17 protein-coding genes, 2 tRNA genes and 1 other RNA gene are annotated in these 17,041 nt (G+C 41.3%); 10 read left to right on the plus strand and 10 right to left on the minus strand.

Features of this window, described 5'->3' with window-relative positions; genetic code table 11:
- Positions 1-91: 91 nt before the first annotated feature.
- The gene (gene ftsH / locus FTU06_RS02555; protein ID WP_078191443.1) at positions 92-1,990 is read right to left on the minus strand and encodes an ATP-dependent zinc metalloprotease FtsH; all 1,899 of its coding nucleotides are present in this window, start codon (positions 1,988-1,990) and stop codon (positions 92-94) included.
- Between the two features lie 136 nt (positions 1,991-2,126).
- Positions 2,127-2,777 carry a 23S rRNA (uridine(2552)-2'-O)-methyltransferase RlmE gene (gene rlmE / locus FTU06_RS02560; protein ID WP_078191339.1) on the minus strand — a complete coding sequence of 217 codons (651 nt, stop codon included), beginning with the start codon at positions 2,775-2,777 and terminating at the stop codon, positions 2,127-2,129.
- A 195-nt stretch (positions 2,778-2,972) separates the two neighbouring features.
- On the opposite strand from rlmE, the gene FTU06_RS02565 reads away from it, so the two are divergent.
- Positions 2,973-3,296: a YhbY family RNA-binding protein gene (locus tag FTU06_RS02565; RefSeq protein ID WP_180144759.1), complete on the plus strand. Its 324-nt coding sequence runs from the start codon at positions 2,973-2,975 to the stop codon at positions 3,294-3,296.
- A 6-nt stretch (positions 3,297-3,302) separates the two neighbouring features.
- On the plus strand, positions 3,303-3,842 hold the full coding sequence (locus FTU06_RS02570) for a DOMON-like domain-containing protein (protein ID WP_180048743.1): 540 nt from the start codon (positions 3,303-3,305) through the stop codon (positions 3,840-3,842).
- Positions 3,843-4,081: 239 nt separating this feature from the next.
- Here FTU06_RS02570 and FTU06_RS02575 read toward each other — a convergent pair whose 3' ends face one another.
- A complete protein-coding gene (locus FTU06_RS02575) occupies positions 4,082-4,567 on the minus strand; it encodes a hypothetical protein (RefSeq protein ID WP_180073594.1) in 486 nt (161 codons plus the stop codon).
- Between the two features lie 309 nt (positions 4,568-4,876).
- Here FTU06_RS02575 and carA point away from each other — a divergent pair, with 309 nt between their 5' ends.
- From carA to greA, 3 genes are all read left to right on the plus strand, one after another.
- Complete coding sequence (gene carA / locus FTU06_RS02580) at positions 4,877-6,019, plus strand: glutamine-hydrolyzing carbamoyl-phosphate synthase small subunit (RefSeq protein ID WP_180073595.1); 1,143 nt, start codon at positions 4,877-4,879, stop codon at positions 6,017-6,019.
- Positions 6,020-6,032: 13 nt separating this feature from the next.
- Entirely contained in the window at positions 6,033-9,263 is a 3,231-nt protein-coding gene (gene carB, locus FTU06_RS02585) for a carbamoyl-phosphate synthase large subunit (protein ID WP_180144771.1), read from the plus strand.
- A 108-nt stretch (positions 9,264-9,371) separates the two neighbouring features.
- Positions 9,372-9,848 carry a transcription elongation factor GreA gene (gene greA, locus FTU06_RS02590; protein WP_078191345.1) on the plus strand — a complete coding sequence of 159 codons (477 nt, stop codon included), beginning with the start codon at positions 9,372-9,374 and terminating at the stop codon, positions 9,846-9,848.
- A 77-nt stretch (positions 9,849-9,925) separates the two neighbouring features.
- Here the strand turns inward: greA and FTU06_RS02595 are convergent, their stop codons facing one another.
- Positions 9,926-10,513: a TetR/AcrR family transcriptional regulator gene (locus FTU06_RS02595; RefSeq protein WP_180021942.1), complete on the minus strand. Its 588-nt coding sequence runs from the start codon at positions 10,511-10,513 to the stop codon at positions 9,926-9,928.
- Between the two features lie 138 nt (positions 10,514-10,651).
- Here FTU06_RS02595 and FTU06_RS02600 point away from each other — a divergent pair, with 138 nt between their 5' ends.
- The 3 genes from FTU06_RS02600 to FTU06_RS02610 all read left to right on the plus strand — a co-directional run bounded on the left by FTU06_RS02600 (position 10,652) and on the right by FTU06_RS02610 (position 12,683).
- Entirely contained in the window at positions 10,652-11,062 is a 411-nt protein-coding gene (locus tag FTU06_RS02600; RefSeq protein WP_180005422.1) for a RidA family protein, read from the plus strand.
- Positions 11,063-11,146: 84 nt separating this feature from the next.
- Positions 11,147-11,773: a CatB-related O-acetyltransferase gene (locus FTU06_RS02605; RefSeq protein ID WP_180144774.1), complete on the plus strand. Its 627-nt coding sequence runs from the start codon at positions 11,147-11,149 to the stop codon at positions 11,771-11,773.
- Between the two features lie 145 nt (positions 11,774-11,918).
- On the plus strand, positions 11,919-12,683 hold the full coding sequence (locus FTU06_RS02610; RefSeq protein WP_257221006.1) for a hypothetical protein: 765 nt from the start codon (positions 11,919-11,921) through the stop codon (positions 12,681-12,683).
- A 36-nt stretch (positions 12,684-12,719) separates the two neighbouring features.
- On the opposite strand, the gene FTU06_RS02615 is transcribed toward FTU06_RS02610, so the two are convergent.
- A tRNA-Tyr gene (locus FTU06_RS02615) sits at positions 12,720-12,790 on the minus strand.
- 127 nt (positions 12,791-12,917) lie between these two features.
- Here FTU06_RS02615 and FTU06_RS02620 point away from each other — a divergent pair.
- The gene (locus FTU06_RS02620) at positions 12,918-13,496 is read left to right on the plus strand and encodes a hypothetical protein (RefSeq protein WP_180089321.1); all 579 of its coding nucleotides are present in this window, start codon (positions 12,918-12,920) and stop codon (positions 13,494-13,496) included.
- Between the two features lie 68 nt (positions 13,497-13,564).
- Here the strand turns inward: FTU06_RS02620 and FTU06_RS02625 are convergent.
- The 4 genes from FTU06_RS02625 to coaD all read right to left on the minus strand — a co-directional run bounded on the left by FTU06_RS02625 (position 13,565) and on the right by coaD (position 14,877).
- A tRNA-Met gene (locus FTU06_RS02625) sits at positions 13,565-13,641 on the minus strand.
- A gap of 73 nt (positions 13,642-13,714) precedes the next feature.
- Positions 13,715-14,094: RNase P RNA component class A (gene rnpB / locus FTU06_RS02630), an RNA gene on the minus strand.
- A 26-nt stretch (positions 14,095-14,120) separates the two neighbouring features.
- Positions 14,121-14,384 (minus strand): YfhL family 4Fe-4S dicluster ferredoxin, encoded by a 264-nt coding sequence (locus FTU06_RS02635; RefSeq protein WP_078191349.1) that lies wholly within the window; start codon positions 14,382-14,384, stop codon positions 14,121-14,123.
- 1 nt (position 14,385) lies between these two features.
- On the minus strand, positions 14,386-14,877 hold the full coding sequence (gene coaD, locus FTU06_RS02640) for a pantetheine-phosphate adenylyltransferase (RefSeq protein ID WP_078191350.1): 492 nt from the start codon (positions 14,875-14,877) through the stop codon (positions 14,386-14,388).
- A 137-nt stretch (positions 14,878-15,014) separates the two neighbouring features.
- Between coaD and smpB the strand changes: the two genes are divergently transcribed.
- Entirely contained in the window at positions 15,015-15,488 is a 474-nt protein-coding gene (smpB, locus tag FTU06_RS02645; RefSeq protein WP_078191351.1) for an SsrA-binding protein SmpB, read from the plus strand.
- Positions 15,489-15,541: 53 nt separating this feature from the next.
- Here the strand turns inward: smpB and FTU06_RS02650 are convergent, their stop codons facing one another.
- Entirely contained in the window at positions 15,542-16,870 is a 1,329-nt protein-coding gene (locus FTU06_RS02650; RefSeq protein WP_180144777.1) for a hypothetical protein, read from the minus strand.
- Positions 16,871-17,041: the final 171 nt, after the last annotated feature.

The raw sequence follows: 17,041 nt of genomic DNA on the forward strand, positions 1-17,041 counted from the left end.
TGCGCTTATTTTAACGCTAAGTTTGCTCAGCATTACGCTCACATGCATTTATTTTCATATAAAAAAACCACCCGAAGGTGGTTTTAAAATTTTATGCTTTTGGCAATGACGGTAATGGTGGTGGAACATCTGGACCATCCGTTGGTGTGACATCAATCACTGGATTTTCAGCGATGTACACTTTTGGTGGTTGAGGTTCACGACCTTCCATAATGTCACGGATTTGATCACGATCAATGGTTTCCCATTCAAGCAATGCTTTCACCATGGCATGAGCGATATCTTTGTTATTTTCAAGAATATCGCGAGCAACTTTATATTGCTCATCTAAAATACGGCGAACTTCACGGTCAACTTCAAGCTGAGTTGCTTCAGAAATCACACGACTTCCTAAACCACCCATGAATGACTGCTGTGAGTCATCTTCGTAAACCATGACGCCCATTTTATCGGACATACCGTATTTAGTAACCATTGCACGTGCCATTTTCGTTGCACGTTCAAAGTCATTTGAAGCACCAGTCGACATTTGGTTAATGAAGACTTCTTCTGCAATACGACCACCAAACAAAATTGAAAGTTCATTCAACATTTTGTCTTTGTAATGGCTGGTTTGGTCATGTTCAGGCAACTGCCAAGTAACACCCAGTGCCCAACCACGTGGCATGATTGTCACTTTATGCACAGGGTCTGTACCCGGCAAGATTTCAGCAACAATCGCATGACCTGCTTCATGATAAGCCGTCGCACGACGTTCTTCTTCACGAATCACCATCGATTTACGTTCAGGACCCATGTAAAGCTTGTCTTTTGCATCTTCAAAGTCATGCATATCGACCGTGTTCTTGTTTCGACGCGCAGCAAACAGTGCCGCTTCGTTTACAAGGTTAGCCAACTGAGCACCCGAGAAGCCCGGTGTACCACGTGCTAAGACTTTAACATCTACACCAGTCACAGAAGGTAATTTTTTCAAATGTACATTCAGGATTTGCTCACGACCTTTAATATCTGGTAGAGACACCATCACTTGACGGTCAAAACGACCTGGACGAAGTAAAGCTTTATCCAATACGTCAGCACGGTTTGTTGCAGCAATGACGATAATACCTTCGTTGCCTTCAAAGCCATCCATCTCAACCAACATTTGGTTTAATGTTTGCTCACGCTCATCATTACCACCACCTGTGCCTGAACCACGGTGACGACCAACGGCATCGATCTCATCGATGAAAATGATACATGGTGCATGACGCTTTGCTTGTTCAAACATGTCACGGACACGAGACGCACCCACACCCACGAACATTTCAACAAAGTCAGAACCCGAAATACTAAAGAAAGGTACTTTCGCTTCACCCGCAATCGCTTTAGCAAGTAAAGTTTTACCCGTACCCGGAGGACCTACCATGAGCACGCCTTTCGGAATGCTTGCACCAAGTCGTTTGAACTTAGATGGATCTTTTAGGAAGTCAACGATTTCAACAACTTCTTGTTTAGCTTCATCACAGCCCGCAACATCTGTAAATGTCACTTTGATTTGGTCTTCAGACAGCATTTTTGCTTTTGACTTACCAAAACTCATTGGGCCATTCTTACCACCAGCTCCACCACCCATGTTGCGCATAAAGAACATGAATAACAGAATGATTAAAAGAACAGGGAAACTTGCAATCAGAAGTTGCATCAAAATACTTTGACGCTGTGGCGCTGTACCTTCAACAACAACATTGTTCTTGATCAGGTTCGGCATAAGTTCAGGATCTTGAACCGCAGGACGGATACTTTCAAACTCTGAACCGTTTGATTTTTCGCCACGAATTCTTTCGCCATCAATGGTGACTTGTTTAATCTGACCCGCATTTACGGCTGCCACGAACTCAGAATAGTTCATCGCGGTCGGTTGATTGCGGTCACTGACGTTGCTGAAGATTAAAACCAGCACGCCTAGGATAACCAGCCACAACACGGCATTCTTAAAAAGATCGCTCAAAGCTTTATTCCCATTTCTATCTAATTCGTTCAATCCCACTTACATGGGTGACTCTAATACTTACGCTGCAGAGTAGCTTCGCAATAATTTAAAAACGTACAAAATGCACAATTTTTAACGAGTTGGCAAGTAAACTTTACTTGAAAGCTTTCTTACGTCCCTGCCCGATTAAAAACACTTCTTTAGATCGAGCACGTGAAGCCGCCGGTTTTGCTGTTTTCAGCACATCAAATGTGTCTACAACTTGCTTACGGTATTCATCAAATCCAATACCTTGGAACACTTTAACAACAAACTGTCCATTTGGTCCAAGAACCTTTTGAGCAAAGTCGATTGCTAATTCACAAAGATAGATCTGACGCGGTTGATCTACAGCCTTATTACCTGATGTATTGGGGGCCATATCTGAAATTACAACGTCTACAGTACGTCCATCTAAAATTTTTAACAATTCATCGAACACTTCTTGTTCACGAAAGTCACCTTGCAAGAAGGTCACATCGGGTAAAGCATCCATTGGTAAAATATCAGAAGCAATAACCAAACCTTTGTCGCCAACAAGTTTACCGGCAATTTGCGACCAACTACCTGGTGCAGCACCTAAATCGACAACGGTCATGCCTGGCTTGATCAATTTGTATTTTTCTTGAATTTCAAGCAATTTATAAGCGGCACGCGCACGATATCCTTCCTTTTGTGCTTTTTTCACAAAGGGGTCATCAAGATGCTCGCGCATCCAGTCACGACTACTTTTGGATAATTTCTGGTTAGTAATGCGGGTAGCCATAACTCTCTAAATAAAAAAAACTTCTCAGTCCTGATTGTACGTGAAATTCAGCACTTTTGCAGTAGACATGTGTATCTAAAAAGCATCTTAAATCATGTTTTTTTCAATAATCTTCATCGAGAAAATGCCGATTAAATACAGCGCTTCAACTTTGATTTTGCTATACTAGGTCGTTTTTAAAATTAGGTTATATTTATGGCGGCTTTATCTATTCAAGAACGTAAACGCTTACGTCAAATTGGTCACACCCTAAACCCAGTTGTAATGGTTGCGGACAAAGGCTTATCAGAAAGCGTTGTTGAAGAATTAAACCGTGCGTTAAACGACCATGAGTTAATTAAAGTGAAAGTTGTGGCAGAAGACCGTGAAGCTCGTGCTGCAATGATTACTGAAATTGCGACTGTTTCAGGTTCTGAAGTTGTTCAAACCATTGGTAAGATTGCTTTGATTTACCGTAAAGCGGCAAAACAAAATGCAAAACTGTCTAACCTTATTCGCTACGCACACCTGTCTAACTAAGCATTTATGGCAAGTTTCGAACTCAGCGCTTTTGATCGTCGCTTTCAGGCTGTATCAGTCGTTGGTGCTATCGAACAACAAAGCCCATATACTTTAAATGTGGGTTATTGGATTCGAGACCCAAACCAACTGATTCAATGGCCAGAATTGGTATCATCTCACCCACGAATCGATTTTTTGTGGGAACAGACCTGCTTAGAAGTTTTTATTGGTGTACGCAATGAAGACTTTTATCGTGAAATCAACCTCTCCCCTTCACAAGCTTGGCAGGCTTACCAGTTTGAAGAATATCGCTATCCAGAAGATATGCCGCCACAAGCTGCTTACGATATTGAACTGAATCAGTTGAAACGGACGCACTATGGCTTAAATGTCAGTCTTGATCTGACAGAATTTATGCTGAAGTACAAACTTAAATGGGAAGATCTCTATATTGGTCTAACTGCAGTACTGAAAACCCCTCAAGGTGAACAGTACTATGCCATGCAGCATAGTAGTCCAAATGCTGACTTTCACAACAAACGTGATTGGCTACATCAGTTCTAAACTTTTTAATGTTTTGATCTTCGATAAAAAGCAAAAGTACGATCTTTTGCTTTTTTATTGCCTGTCTATTTTTAAATAGGTGCTTTGGACTTAAATGTACCATTCACAATAAGGGAGCCATTAATGACTCCCTTATGCATATATAGCGTTAACTTGAAGTTTAATTCGCTCTCACCCAATCCAGCTCCCTGGAATGACTAGACTTAACTTAAGCGTTTTAAAATTCATGTCATTCACAATTAACTTTTAAGATCTGTGGTTTGATCCGTAACTTCAGCTTTCACTGGTGAAACTTTTTTCCACGCTTCCAAAGTATGTTCCTTAGAACGCTTAAATGTTTCTGTTAGATGATCTTTGTGCTTTCCTGAAATTTGGGTCACATCTTCTTTCAGCTCTTTTCCAAGTTTAGAAAGATCATCAATAACCGTATTAAACTCAGTTTTCACAAACTCTTTGAGTTCACTAAAATCTTTTTGCGATGAACCAAACTGAACTTTTAACTGATCAAGTTTATTCAATACATCTTGCTTCAACTGACGCAATTGATCTTGCACACTGGCATTCAACTGCTTTGCCTCTGCTCCGATCTTTTCTTTGCTTTCAGTGACCGCTTCTGTGGCTTGAACACTCGCCTCTTTTGCAACTTGTTCAAGCTTTTCAGCACCTTCGATAACGACTTCTTTCAGGGAGGATTTAGTCGCTGTTTGTTTTTGTTGTGTTGCCATGACTTTGTACCTATATTTTTTGCTGACCGACCCACATTAGCGCTTTTTGATAAATTTTAATTTATGATTTGTCTGACAATAATTAATTGCTTACATTTTTCTAAGATTTTGCAAAACCAAACTTTATTCTAAAATGCAAGCGCTTTATCTGCTTTATTCCTGATATTTACGATGGACTTTCAGTGGCTTTCTGCGTATAATGCCGTGTTAAGTTCAAGCGAGCAGATGTAAGGAGGGTAGGTTTTTAAGCAGCCTTCCTTTTTTTTCGTCTTCTCGCTTTTTTACAGCCTAAATTTCAGGAGCTTTGGTTTGAGCACCCCAGCAATTTTAGCCCTTGCCGACGGAACTATCTTTAAAGGTACTTCTATTGGCGCATCGGGTAGTACGACTGGTGAAGTCGTTTTTAATACAGCAATGACTGGCTATCAAGAAATTTTGACTGACCCTAGTTATGCACAACAACTTGTGACACTAACTTACCCACATATCGGTAACACAGGTTGTAATGATGAAGACGCTGAGTCAGGTCGAATTCATAAAGTATGGGCTAACGGATTGATCATTCGTGACCTACCTTTATTGCATAGCAACTTCCGTGCTGAGCAATCACTTGGTGATTACCTTGAACAACACAATGTTGTTGCTATTGCAGACATCGATACACGTAAATTAACGCGTATTCTGCGAGCAAAAGGTGCACAAAATGGTTGTATCCTTGCTGGCGAAAACATTACAGAAGAAGAAGCTTTAGCTAAAGCACGCGCTTTTGGTGGTTTAAATGGTTTAGACCTTGCAAAAGAATGCTGTGACCCTGAAGGCTTTGAATGGACTGAAGGTTCTTGGACATTAGGTAAAGGTTTCTCTCAGCCTGAAGCTAAATTCCATGTTGTTGCATACGATTACGGTGTCAAAACCAACATCTTACGTATGCTCGCAGACCGCGGTTGTAAATTGACTGTCGTGCCTGCGCAAACTCCTGCTGCTGACGTACTTGCATTGAATCCAGATGGCGTGTTCTTATCGAACGGCCCCGGCGATCCAGCTGCATGTGACTACGCAATTGAAGCTGTAAAAATAATTGTAGAAGACGCACGCAATGTACCTGTATTCGGTATTTGCTTAGGTCACCAAATTCTTGCACTTGCTTCAGGTGCAAAAACTGTGAAAATGCCTCACGGCCACCACGGTGCCAACCACCCTGTTCAAAACATGGAAACTGGTATTGTGATGATTACTTCGCAAAACCATGGCTTCGCAGTAGATGCAGAAACATTACCTGCAAACTTGAAAGCTACGCACAAATCACTGTTCGACCAAACCCTACAAGGGATTCACCGTACAGATAAACCTGCGTTCAGTTTCCAAGGTCACCCCGAAGCAAGCCCTGGTCCACATGACTGCGCACCATTGTTCGATCATTTCATCGAACTTATCGAAGCATCTAAGAAGTAATTAAGGAAGCATCATGGCTAAACGTACAGACATTAAAAGCATCTTAATTATTGGTGCTGGTCCGATTGTCATCGGTCAAGCATGTGAGTTTGACTACTCAGGTGCTCAAGCATGTAAAGCACTTCGTGAAGAAGGCTACCGTGTTATTTTGGTGAACTCTAACCCAGCAACCATTATGACTGACCCTGCTATGGCAGATGCCACTTACATCGAGCCAATCACTTGGCAAACTGTAGCTGCAATCATTGAGAAAGAACGCCCAGACGCAGTTCTTCCTACAATGGGTGGTCAAACAGCATTGAACTGTGCACTTGCACTCGATGCCAACGGTATTCTAGAAAAATACAATGTTGAATTGATTGGCGCGACCAAAGAAGCGATCGAAAAAGCGGAAGACCGTAAACTTTTCGATATCGCAATGCGCAAAATCGGTTTGGAATGCCCTCGCGCTGACGTTGCAGAAAGCATGGAACACGCACTTGAAATTCAAGCGCGTTTCGGCTTCCCTGTCATTATCCGTCCATCATTCACTATGGGTGGTTCAGGCGGCGGTATCGCATACAACCGTGAAGAATTCATTGAAATCTGTGAACGCGGTTTCGATCTTTCTCCAACTAAACAATTATTGATCGATGAATCATTAATTGGTTGGAAAGAGTACGAAATGGAAGTTGTTCGTGACAAAAACGACAACTGTATCATTGTATGTACCATTGAAAACTTTGACCCAATGGGCGTGCACACAGGTGACTCAATCACTGTTGCTCCTGCACAAACATTGACTGACAAAGAATTCCAACTTTTACGTAATGCATCTTTAGCTGTACTTCGTGAAATTGGTGTAGAAACTGGCGGTTCGAACGTTCAGTTCGGTATCAACCCGAAAGACGGCCGTATGGTTGTGATCGAGATGAACCCACGTGTTTCTCGTTCATCTGCACTTGCGTCTAAAGCAACAGGTTTCCCAATTGCGAAAATCGCGGCGAAATTGGCTGTAGGTTATACCCTTGATGAGTTGAAAAACGACATCACTGGCGGTACAACCCCTGCATCTTTCGAACCTGCGATCGACTATGTTGTAACCAAGATTCCTCGTTTCAACTTCGAGAAATTCCCGCAAGCTGACGCAACTTTGACGACTCAGATGAAATCTGTAGGTGAAGTCATGGCCATTGGCCGTAACTTCCAAGAGTCTGTGTCTAAAGCACTTCGTGGTCTTGAAGTGGGCGCATGTGGTTTTGACGAAAAAATCGCTGTGGGCACTGAAGGCGCACGTGAGAAAATTCTTGTTGAATTGAAAGTGCCAGGTCCAGAGCGTATTTGGTATGCAGGCGATGCATTCCGTCACGGTTTCACCCTTGATGAAGTATTTGAAGCAACCAAAATTGACCGTTGGTTCTTGATTCAAATCGAAGATATCATCAAAACTGAAAACCAAATCAAAACTTTAGGTTTTGGTGATTTGAATGCGGACAACATCCGTTCGTTCAAACGCAAAGGTTTATCTGACCTTCGCATTGCGGACTTGATGGGCATTTCACAAAAACAATTCCGTAAACACCGTTGGAACTTGGGCGTAACTCCAGTTTACAAACGTGTAGATACATGTGCTGCAGAATTCGAATCTGACACAGCTTACATGTACTCAACTTACGATGAAGAATGTGAAGCGAACCCATCGAACCGTGACAAAATAATGGTCATTGGTGGCGGTCCTAACCGTATTGGTCAAGGTATCGAATTCGATTACTGCTGTGTACACGCGGCTCTTGCAATGCGTGATGACGGTTATGAAACCATCATGGTGAACTGTAACCCTGAAACGGTTTCTACAGATTACGACACATCAGATCGTTTGTACTTCGAACCAATTACTTTGGAAGATGTACTTGAAATCGTTCGTATCGAGAAGCCAAAAGGCATTATCGTTCAGTATGGTGGTCAAACTCCGCTTAAATTGGCTCGTGCTTTAGAAGAAGCTGGTGCACCAATCATCGGTACATCACCAGACGCAATTGACCGTGCGGAAGACCGTGAACGTTTCCAACAAATGATTCAACGTCTGCAACTTCGTCAACCAAACAACAGCATCGTAAAATCTGCTGAAGAAGGTATGGCTGAAGCTGCTAAAGTTGGCTACCCACTTGTGGTACGTCCTTCTTATGTCCTTGGTGGTCGTGCGATGGAAATCGTATACAACGATGACGAATTGAAACGCTACCTACGTGATGCGGTTCAAGCATCGAATGAAGCGCCAGTACTTCTTGACCACTTCCTAGACGATGCGATTGAAGTTGACGTGGACTGCGTATCTGACGGTAAAGACGTTGTGATCGGCGGTATCATGCAGCACATCGAACAAGCGGGTATTCACTCAGGTGACTCAGCATGTTCTATTCCTCCGTACTCTTTATCTAAAGAAGTTCAGGACGAAATGCGCCGCCAAACCATCGCTATGGCGAAAGAGCTTGGCGTAATTGGTTTGATGAACGTACAGTTTGCGGTTAAAGGTACTGACGTATACATCTTAGAAGTGAACCCACGTGCATCACGTACAGTTCCATTCGTATCTAAGTGTATCGGCGAATCTTTAGCAAAAGTTGCTGCACGTTGTATGGCAGGTCAATCTCTAGAATCTCAAGGATTCACTACAGAGATTATTCCTGAACACTTCTCTGTAAAAGAAGCGGTGTTCCCATTCAACAAATTCCCTGGTGTTGACCCAATTCTTGGCCCTGAGATGAAATCTACAGGCGAAGTGATGGGTGTAGGTAAAACATTTGGTGAAGCGTTCTATAAAGCTGTGTTAGGCTCTAATGACCGTTTACCAGGCCTACCAACGGAAGGCGAAGTAAAACATGCATTCTTATCTGTTCGTCATTCTGACAAGCCTCGTGCTGTTGGTATTGCGAAACAGTTGACAGATCTTGGCTTCAAAGTGATCGCTACTGGCGGTACTTATGATGTGATTAAAGATGCTGGTATTGAATGTGAACGTGTGAACAAAGTGACTGAAGGCCGTCCTAATATCGTAGACCGCTTGAAAAATGGCGAAGTTCACCTCATTATCAATACAACTGAAGGCAAACAGGCTCAAGAAGATTCATTCTCGATCCGCCGCTCTGCATTACAAGGTAAAGTGTATTACACAACTACCCTTAACGGTGCTGATGCAGTATGCCAAGCTTTAGCAATCAAATTGCCAATGGATGTATACCGCTTACAAGACCTTACTAAAGGTTAATTAAGTTACCGAGAAGTCCCGCCACCTCTCGGTGGCGGGCTTTTTTTCATTTCTAGGTCAGTAAAAATTTTACTGATTTTTTCTTTTTTACAAACATGAGGGACAACAATGCAACGTTATCCTATGACTCCCGAAGGCAAAATTGCCCTAGAGAAAGAATTACAGCAACTTAAAAGTGTTGATCGTCCACGTATTACTGCAGCAATTGCTGAAGCGCGTGAACATGGGGATTTGAAAGAAAACGCTGAATACCACGCTGCTCGCGAGCAACAAGGTTTCTGTGAAGGCCGTATCCAAGATATCGAAGGTAAACTGGGTGCTTGCCAAGTGATTGATGTTAAATCACTTGAGCAAAATGGCCGTGTGGTTTTCGGTGTGACAGTGACCATTGAGAACTTAGATACTGAAGAACAAAAGACTTATAAAATCGTTGGTGATGACGAAGCAGATTTTAAAATCAACAAAATCTCTGTGAACTCTCCAATTGCTCGTGGTCTTTTGGGTAAAAATGAAGGCGACGATGTAAAAATCAACACACCACAAGGTGAAGTTGAGTACGAAGTTTCTAAAGTTGAATATCTTTAATTCATTAAGATAGCAATTTTAAGCCCCTCTTTTGAGGGGTTTTTTATAATCAGACAAATAATTATTATACCCCTGCTCTATCCTTCTTTTAATAATCCTGATGCAAAAAGTTGAAAGGCATGTAATGCTTCTGACAACACCTGCTCAGGATTCTTGCTAGAAGCCACCCAAAGCGCCGCATTCATGGCTGCTCCATTTAAAAATATGGCTGCCGCTTCAGAATTCACTGCTTTAATTCGGTCTGCTGCCAATAACTGTTCTACGCATTCACGTGTAGACTTCAAGCATTTGTTTTGACTCGGCCAATGCGCAGGATCACCCAATACCGCAGGTCCGTCGCGTAATACAATTCGCTGAAACTCAGGATTCAAGGCATTTTCAATATAGGTTTTCCCCTCAAGCATCAACCCCTCCCAAAGATCTTCGGGTTGCTCCAGATACTTCTGGGCAGATAAAGCCATTTCTGAATCAATTTGATTAACCACAGCAGCAAATAAGCCCTTTTTATCGCCAAAATGATGGTACAGCGCACCACGGGTCAGCCCTGCTTCTGCCGTGAGTTTATCCATTGAGGTGTCTGCATAGCCATACTCAGCAAACGTACGGCGTGCCACTTCAATCAGTTTCTTGCGGGTTGCCGCCATTTTTTTTTCACGAACAGACATTGCTTTGATTACCTCATCATCACAAAAATTTTAATTGACATACCAGGCGTATGTCAATTATGTTGACATACGATACGTATGTCAAAAATAAAGCTGCTTTCCCCCACTTTTAAAACCAGATATTGAATGAGAATAAACATGACTAGAATTGCAATATTTCCCCAAGATCGCCATGCCTTGTATGAACAGCATGGTTACTCTGCTGCTATTAAATCGGAAAATTTACTCTTTGTATCAGGCCAGGTCGGTAGCCGTGAAGATGGCAGTCCTGAACCTGATTTTGAGAAACAGGTAAAACTAGCATTCCAGAATCTTAGCCATACTCTCGCTGCGGCAGGCTGTACTTTCGATGAAATTGTCGATGTCACCACCTTCCATACAAACCCTGAACAGCAATTTGAAGTCATCATGAAAGTTAAAAATGAGGTGTTTACACAAAAGCCTTATCCAAACTGGACAGCAATAGGTGTTAATTGGCTTGCAGGTTTTGATTTTGAAATTAAAGTCATTGCTCGGATCCCAAACCTCCCTACAAACACTTCGGTCTAGCGATTGATTTTTAATAGGGATGAACGACGCATGACATCAGTTCAATTGGTTATAATGGTTTACCCTTTTTAAGTTGTACTGTTTATGTCTGAAAAATTGATTAATTCACCTGTAAATCATTGGTGTGAATTTGAGTTCATCTCTAAAACAGTGAAGAACCCTAATATTCATATCAAGGGTAATTATTCATATTATTCTGCATATTGGGATCAGGGTTTTGAGCGCTGTGTGGTGCGTTATTTGCACGACAAACCTGTGACCCCAGAGAAGCCGATAGACCAGCTACATATCGGTAATTTTGTCTGCTTTGGCGCAGAATGCGTGATTATGATGGGCGGTAACCAACTCCACCGCACAGACTGGATTTCAGCATTTCCGTTTGATACACGGAGTTTTGTCCCTGCGGGTGATACAATCATTGGTGATGGCTGCTGGATCGGCTCACGCGCCATGATTATGCAAGGCGTTACACTCGGTGAAGGTGCTGTGGTGGCTACAGGCGCTGTGGTAACTAAAGATGTACCACCTTATGCTGTTGTCGGCGGCGTGCCTGCTCAAATTATTAAATATCGTTTCCCTCTGGAAGATATCGAAAAACTACTTTCACTTAAGCTCTATGATTTAGATGAAAAGCAGTTTTTAAAGATGCGGGAGCAGTTGCAGACGGATGATGTTAATTCGCTACTTCTTTATGTACAAAATTCAAGTTAAAAGTTATATTTATTTCAAATAATTATTCTTAATAAATATGCACCTATCATCAAAAACTCTGGAAAAACTTCGCGACCTAATTAACGAAACTACCGAATACCGATCAGGTCCCAAAATTATAGATTTTTTCTCAACCTTCGATTACATGGATACTTATGGTCAGGGCTTTCCAGCAAGATGGGCATATACAGATTTTCGGTTAGGAAGAATTAATAAAACTGAAAAGATAAAAATATGTATTCAGACACTCTTTAATCCCATTAATTACATGGATGATTTAAAAAGGCTCGATTCTCTAATAGCTAATTTTAACAAATATCTTCAATTCGATAAATTTCGTGTGGCGCGAAGAAACACAGAAATTTTTATAGAATCAGTTAGTGAAGTAAATTTAGACGAAAATTTAAATACTGAAGAAGAAAATCTGGAAAATAATTTTATCAAACATGAGTTCAATGTTGATTGCTCTAAACTCAATTTAATACCAGCGTTAGTTCCAATAATTGATAAGAGAATGCAAGAAATAGAAAAAGCTTTCAAAGCTGAAGCATATTTATCGGTCGTTTTATTAGCAGGTAGTACATTAGAAGGATTATTTTTAAACATAGCATCTCTAAACCCCAAAGTTTTTAATTTATCCAGACAAAGCCCTAAAAAAGATGGAAAAGTTAAAAATTTTGACCAATGGACACTAAATAACTTTATCGAAGTATCCCACTCTATTGGAATACTTGAAAAAGATACCTATCGTTTCAGTAAAGAATTAAGAGATTTCAGAAACTATATCCACCCATTTCAACAAATGAGTGAGCAATTTTCACCAAGAGAAGAAACGGCAAAAATTTGCCTTCAAGTATTAAAATCTGCAATTTTAGACATACAAAATAACAAACATAAATTTCAGGCATAAACCTCACTCAATCTGAGTGGGTTTTTCATAATATTGTGGCTATAACAAGAGTAGAACTTGTGACCCTTGCATTATAAGCACGGGGCTCTAACCAACTAAGCTACATATTTTTTATGTGTACACATGTAGCTAACTAAAAATATTACTACGACCATCTTTATTCCTAGCCTTTTTTACTCAATCAGACTATAAAGAACACATAAAATAAAAAGACCCCACTTTTCAGGATGAATGATGACGAGAACCACTCAATTCTCAGGCATATTTATACTTGCCCTGCTGGCAGCAGTCGTCGCAACTTTTTGCGATGCAATTCATGTCTATACTCAGACGCTTAGTTATCCCAACCCATTATTTTTCCATCAGGCTTGGTGGGTATTCCCCGGCTTTTTTATTGCCTTTGCTTTCATGGCATATAGCTATATTCAACTTACACAACTACTTAAACACTATGTGATGACCCAGCTCAGTTGCCATCATGACGGCACTGCGCCCCTCGTCGAGAGCCTAATACTATTTGCCATAGTCTATATACTCAGCGGATTTGGTAATTTTCATCCCGAAGCACTTTGTTGGATTTTTTACCTGAGCTTTTTTATTCGCTGGCTATTTAGCTATGAGCGGACATGGTTACTGATTTTGGCCATTATACTTGCCATTGGTGGCATGTTCTTTGAAGGACTATTGGCTGAGTTTGCTTTAGTTAAATATCGCCATGAAGATATTTACAATGTGCCGTATTGGCTCGGTGGCGTATATATGCAAGGCGCATTTGCCTTACGTGCAGGTATGCGTCGTTTTGTTTATCGTTAATTTTTTAAATTTGGAAAATTGAGACATAAAAAAAAGACCACTCAATCGGAGTGGTCTTTTTTTGAATATGGTGGCTATGACGAGACTTGAACTTGTGACCCCCGCATTATGAGTGCGGTGCTCTAACCAACTGAGCTACATAGCCTTAAACTGTGCGCGCATTATGGAGGGATATTTAAATATCGTCAAGCCCATAATGCGCGTATTTGATCAAAATTTGTTGAAGTGAACCGATAAGCCGGGTTCTGTCGAGGACGATCATTCCTCTAGGCGTACAATCACTCATACGCTCAAGCGACCTACCCGGATCCAGCATGGGCCATGCCTAAAGGATCCCTATTTGGTCTTGCTTCCGGTGGGGTTTACCATGCCGTGAACTGTTACCAGACACGCGGTGCGCTCTTACCGCACCCTTTCACCCTTACCTCCGATTTCGATTACTCGAAACCATAATGAAGGCGGTCTACTCTCTGCTGCACTTTCCGTCGGCTCACACCGCCCAGGCGTTACCTGGCACCTTGCCCTATGAAGCCCGGACTTTCCTCCCCTGCTTTAGTCACGGAGACCTATACACAGCAGCGATCGTCTGGTTCACTTCGGGGCGCATTCTAACAAATCTGACAACTAATTGCTTGATGTTTTTTGAGCAGTTAGTTTTTCGTACTTTTGTTGAAGCTGTTCCTGAGTTTCAGGATGTGCCGGATCCAATGGAATACAATCCACTGGACAGAACAACTGACACTGCGGTTTATCGTGATGCCCAACGCATTCCGTACACAAATCAGGGTTAATCTCATAAATGAGTTCCCCCATGAAAATCGCCTCATTGGGGCATACAGGTTCACAGACATCGCAGTTGATGCATTCATCAGTGATATATAAAGACACTCTACCAACCTTGCTGTTGTTTACGCTTAAAGGCTTCCACGACAGCTTGTGGTACAAACTGAGTGACATCACCATTTAAACGTGCAATTTCACGCACGAGCGTAGATGAAATAAACGAATATTGCTCTGATGGGGTTAAGAACACCGCTTCAAATTTACTGTCCAAACGGCGATTCATATTTGCCAATTGAAATTCATATTCAAAATCTGAAACTGCACGTAAACCACGTAACACGGCTGTTGCTTTTTGCTCGTTAAAGAAGTTGACCAACAGCCCATCAAAACCTACAAACTCAACATTTGACAAATGACTTAAAGACTCTTGCGCTAGTGCAACACGTTCTTCCAGACTAAACACAGGGTTTTTGTGATGTCCAATTGCAATTGCCACGACAACTTCGTCAAACATGCGTGATGCACGTGTCACTAAGTCGATATGACCATTAGTAATTGGATCGAATGTGCCCGGATAAATTACACGAGTTTTAGACATCCAGTTGTACTCTGTTATTTTGTAGATGGGTATTTTAACAAAATCTTGATTTATAGGTGAAGTCAGCTTGTAAATTTAAAAACTTCATCTTATTCAAAGTTCGGGTACAATAGTGCTAAGTTTGGAAGTTTTTGATTATGACGAAAGCAGTAGTTAAAAAAAATAGTAGCAGTACGATTGCCCTAAATAAGCGTGCGCGTCACGATTATTTCATTGAAGAAAAATTTGAAGCGGGCCTTTCATTACAAGGCTGGGAAGTCAAATCAATGCGTGCGGGTCGAATGACTATCGTAGAGAGCTATATTACGTTTAAAAATGGTGAAGCATTTTTATTCGGCGCTCAAGTGCAACCTTTACTGAGTGCTTCGACACATGTAGTGCCTGAAGCAACACGTACTCGTAAATTATTGCTGAACCGCCGTGAAATTGAAAAACTACAAGGTGCAATTAACCAAAAAGGTTATTCATGTGTGCCTTTGGCATGTTACTGGAAAGGTCCTCATGCCAAACTTGAAATTGCCCTAGTAAAAGGTAAACAGCTTCACGACAAGCGTGCAACGGAAAAAGACCGTGATTGGCAGCGCGATAAAGCCCGTATTTTTCATAAATAAGTTCAATAAAAAAACCTCCATCTTGGAGGTTTTTTTATTTTTAAATTGCAGATTTAGCAGAATTTCAACCCACCAAAACAGTTAGTCCGAACTTCCTGATTCCCCAAGACCTGATTTTTTAACGTTAAATTGGCCGCACCGGCATTACTAAGGTTAATTGAACCGACATTTTTATAAATCGGTAAACCAAATGCTGCACCAACAGCAGAACCTAAGGGAATATAAATCGGTTCATTGGTTAAAATTTGCGATACTTTTTGAGCAACTTGTGGCAAGACGCCTGAGATATCCACTTCAGATGTTGGATTTAATTTACCAATATTGATCGGGTCTTTAAATGACATCCACCAACCTGTACGTGCAATATCATCTGCATTGGCATCTGGCCAACTGATATCTTGAGATTGAAGCGATAAATAACCTGCTGTGCCATTTAATGGAATGTTATGAATCATATTTAAGGCTTGCTCAAAGGTAATGTTCATTTTCAAACCATCAATTGATGAACCCGAATCCATAAAGAACTGCGCCCCTTCTACCCATAACAAATTACGGTCAAGTTTGACCTGCAAACTACCACTATCACGGTTGAGTTGAATCGACGGTACAGTCGCACTGATATTTTTGGCAACGGCTTGAGTTTGTCGTTTTCCGTTGATGGTAATTTCAGGGACGGTAAACGGCACATTCATTGAAGGAATTTTTAAACCCTTACTATTTTCAGGTTGGCTGACAAAGCTACGATCATTGTTCCAAATCGTATTAATCACCAAGTTCCCCGATAAAATCTCGCTGCTACTATCACCAAAGAGCGCTGCTTGGGTCTTTGCTGTTCCTGTGGTCGGTGCAATTTTCATATAACCACTCAGTGACTTAATCCCGTCTGTTGACGCACCTGTATTTTGAATACCTGTGGTCAATAAACCCGTAATAGATTCAGCACTGACACGAAAGCCTTTAACTTCGCGTAAAGCGGCTTGTTTGGGGTTTTTAATTGCAAATTCAATAAATGGATTTTTTAGTTTGGCACTTGTTGACGCTCGATCACCATTAAAGACGGGATTACCATTGGCATCGGTCAACGTTACATTACCACTCAGCGCTAGATGACGAATATCAATATCACAGCCATTTGACCCATTTACCCCACCACAGCCGAGTTGCAAACTTTTGACATTGACGTTCAAATCCATGACGGCATCTAAACTGAGTTTGTAGAAACCAATATTTTCATCGACCATTTGTTGGTTGACTAAAACAGGATCGGTATAGGACATATTCATCAATGCAGCACCATTGATGGCAGATAATTCTTCATCGGCTAATCCCACCAAGCCTTCTGCTGCAAAAACAACGTCAGAAACACATAAGGTCAATGCCATTACTATTGTTTAATCCTTTTTAATATTTACCACTCATCCAGAGTGAAATTTATGAGAAGATTAAATCAATAGCTTTGGCGTAAATGAATAGCAATTTGTGACACGCATCACAACTCAATTATACAAAATGCCAATTTTCACGAATTTTAGGCCAATAAAAACCCCAGTAAC

It is taken from the genome of Acinetobacter sp. YH12052 (assembly GCF_013419835.1).
GTDB classification, from domain to species: Bacteria; Pseudomonadota; Gammaproteobacteria; order Pseudomonadales; family Moraxellaceae; genus Acinetobacter; species Acinetobacter amyesii.

What these genes read in the sequence shown, in the direction of transcription:
- FTU06_RS02600 (WP_180005422.1), top strand. Translation starts at nt 10,652, where the DNA reads ATGACTAGAATTGCAATATTTCCCCAAGATCGCCATGCCTTGTATGAA.
- FTU06_RS02575 (WP_180073594.1), bottom strand. Translation starts at nt 4,567, where the DNA reads ATGGCAACACAACAAAAACAAACAGCGACTAAATCCTCCCTGAAAGAA.
- smpB (WP_078191351.1), top strand. Translation starts at nt 15,015, where the DNA reads ATGACGAAAGCAGTAGTTAAAAAAAATAGTAGCAGTACGATTGCCCTA.
- greA (WP_078191345.1), top strand. Translation starts at nt 9,372, where the DNA reads ATGCAACGTTATCCTATGACTCCCGAAGGCAAAATTGCCCTAGAGAAA.
- FTU06_RS02610 (WP_257221006.1), top strand. Translation starts at nt 11,919, where the DNA reads ATGGATACTTATGGTCAGGGCTTTCCAGCAAGATGGGCATATACAGAT.
- FTU06_RS02595 (WP_180021942.1), bottom strand. Translation starts at nt 10,513, where the DNA reads ATGTCTGTTCGTGAAAAAAAAATGGCGGCAACCCGCAAGAAACTGATT.
- rlmE (WP_078191339.1), bottom strand. Translation starts at nt 2,777, where the DNA reads ATGGCTACCCGCATTACTAACCAGAAATTATCCAAAAGTAGTCGTGAC.
- carB (WP_180144771.1), top strand. Translation starts at nt 6,033, where the DNA reads ATGGCTAAACGTACAGACATTAAAAGCATCTTAATTATTGGTGCTGGT.
- FTU06_RS02620 (WP_180089321.1), top strand. Translation starts at nt 12,918, where the DNA reads ATGACGAGAACCACTCAATTCTCAGGCATATTTATACTTGCCCTGCTG.
- FTU06_RS02605 (WP_180144774.1), top strand. Translation starts at nt 11,147, where the DNA reads ATGTCTGAAAAATTGATTAATTCACCTGTAAATCATTGGTGTGAATTT.
- FTU06_RS02650 (WP_180144777.1), bottom strand. Translation starts at nt 16,870, where the DNA reads ATGGCATTGACCTTATGTGTTTCTGACGTTGTTTTTGCAGCAGAAGGC.
- FTU06_RS02570 (WP_180048743.1), top strand. Translation starts at nt 3,303, where the DNA reads ATGGCAAGTTTCGAACTCAGCGCTTTTGATCGTCGCTTTCAGGCTGTA.
- coaD (WP_078191350.1), bottom strand. Translation starts at nt 14,877, where the DNA reads ATGTCTAAAACTCGTGTAATTTATCCGGGCACATTCGATCCAATTACT.
- FTU06_RS02565 (WP_180144759.1), top strand. Translation starts at nt 2,973, where the DNA reads ATGGCGGCTTTATCTATTCAAGAACGTAAACGCTTACGTCAAATTGGT.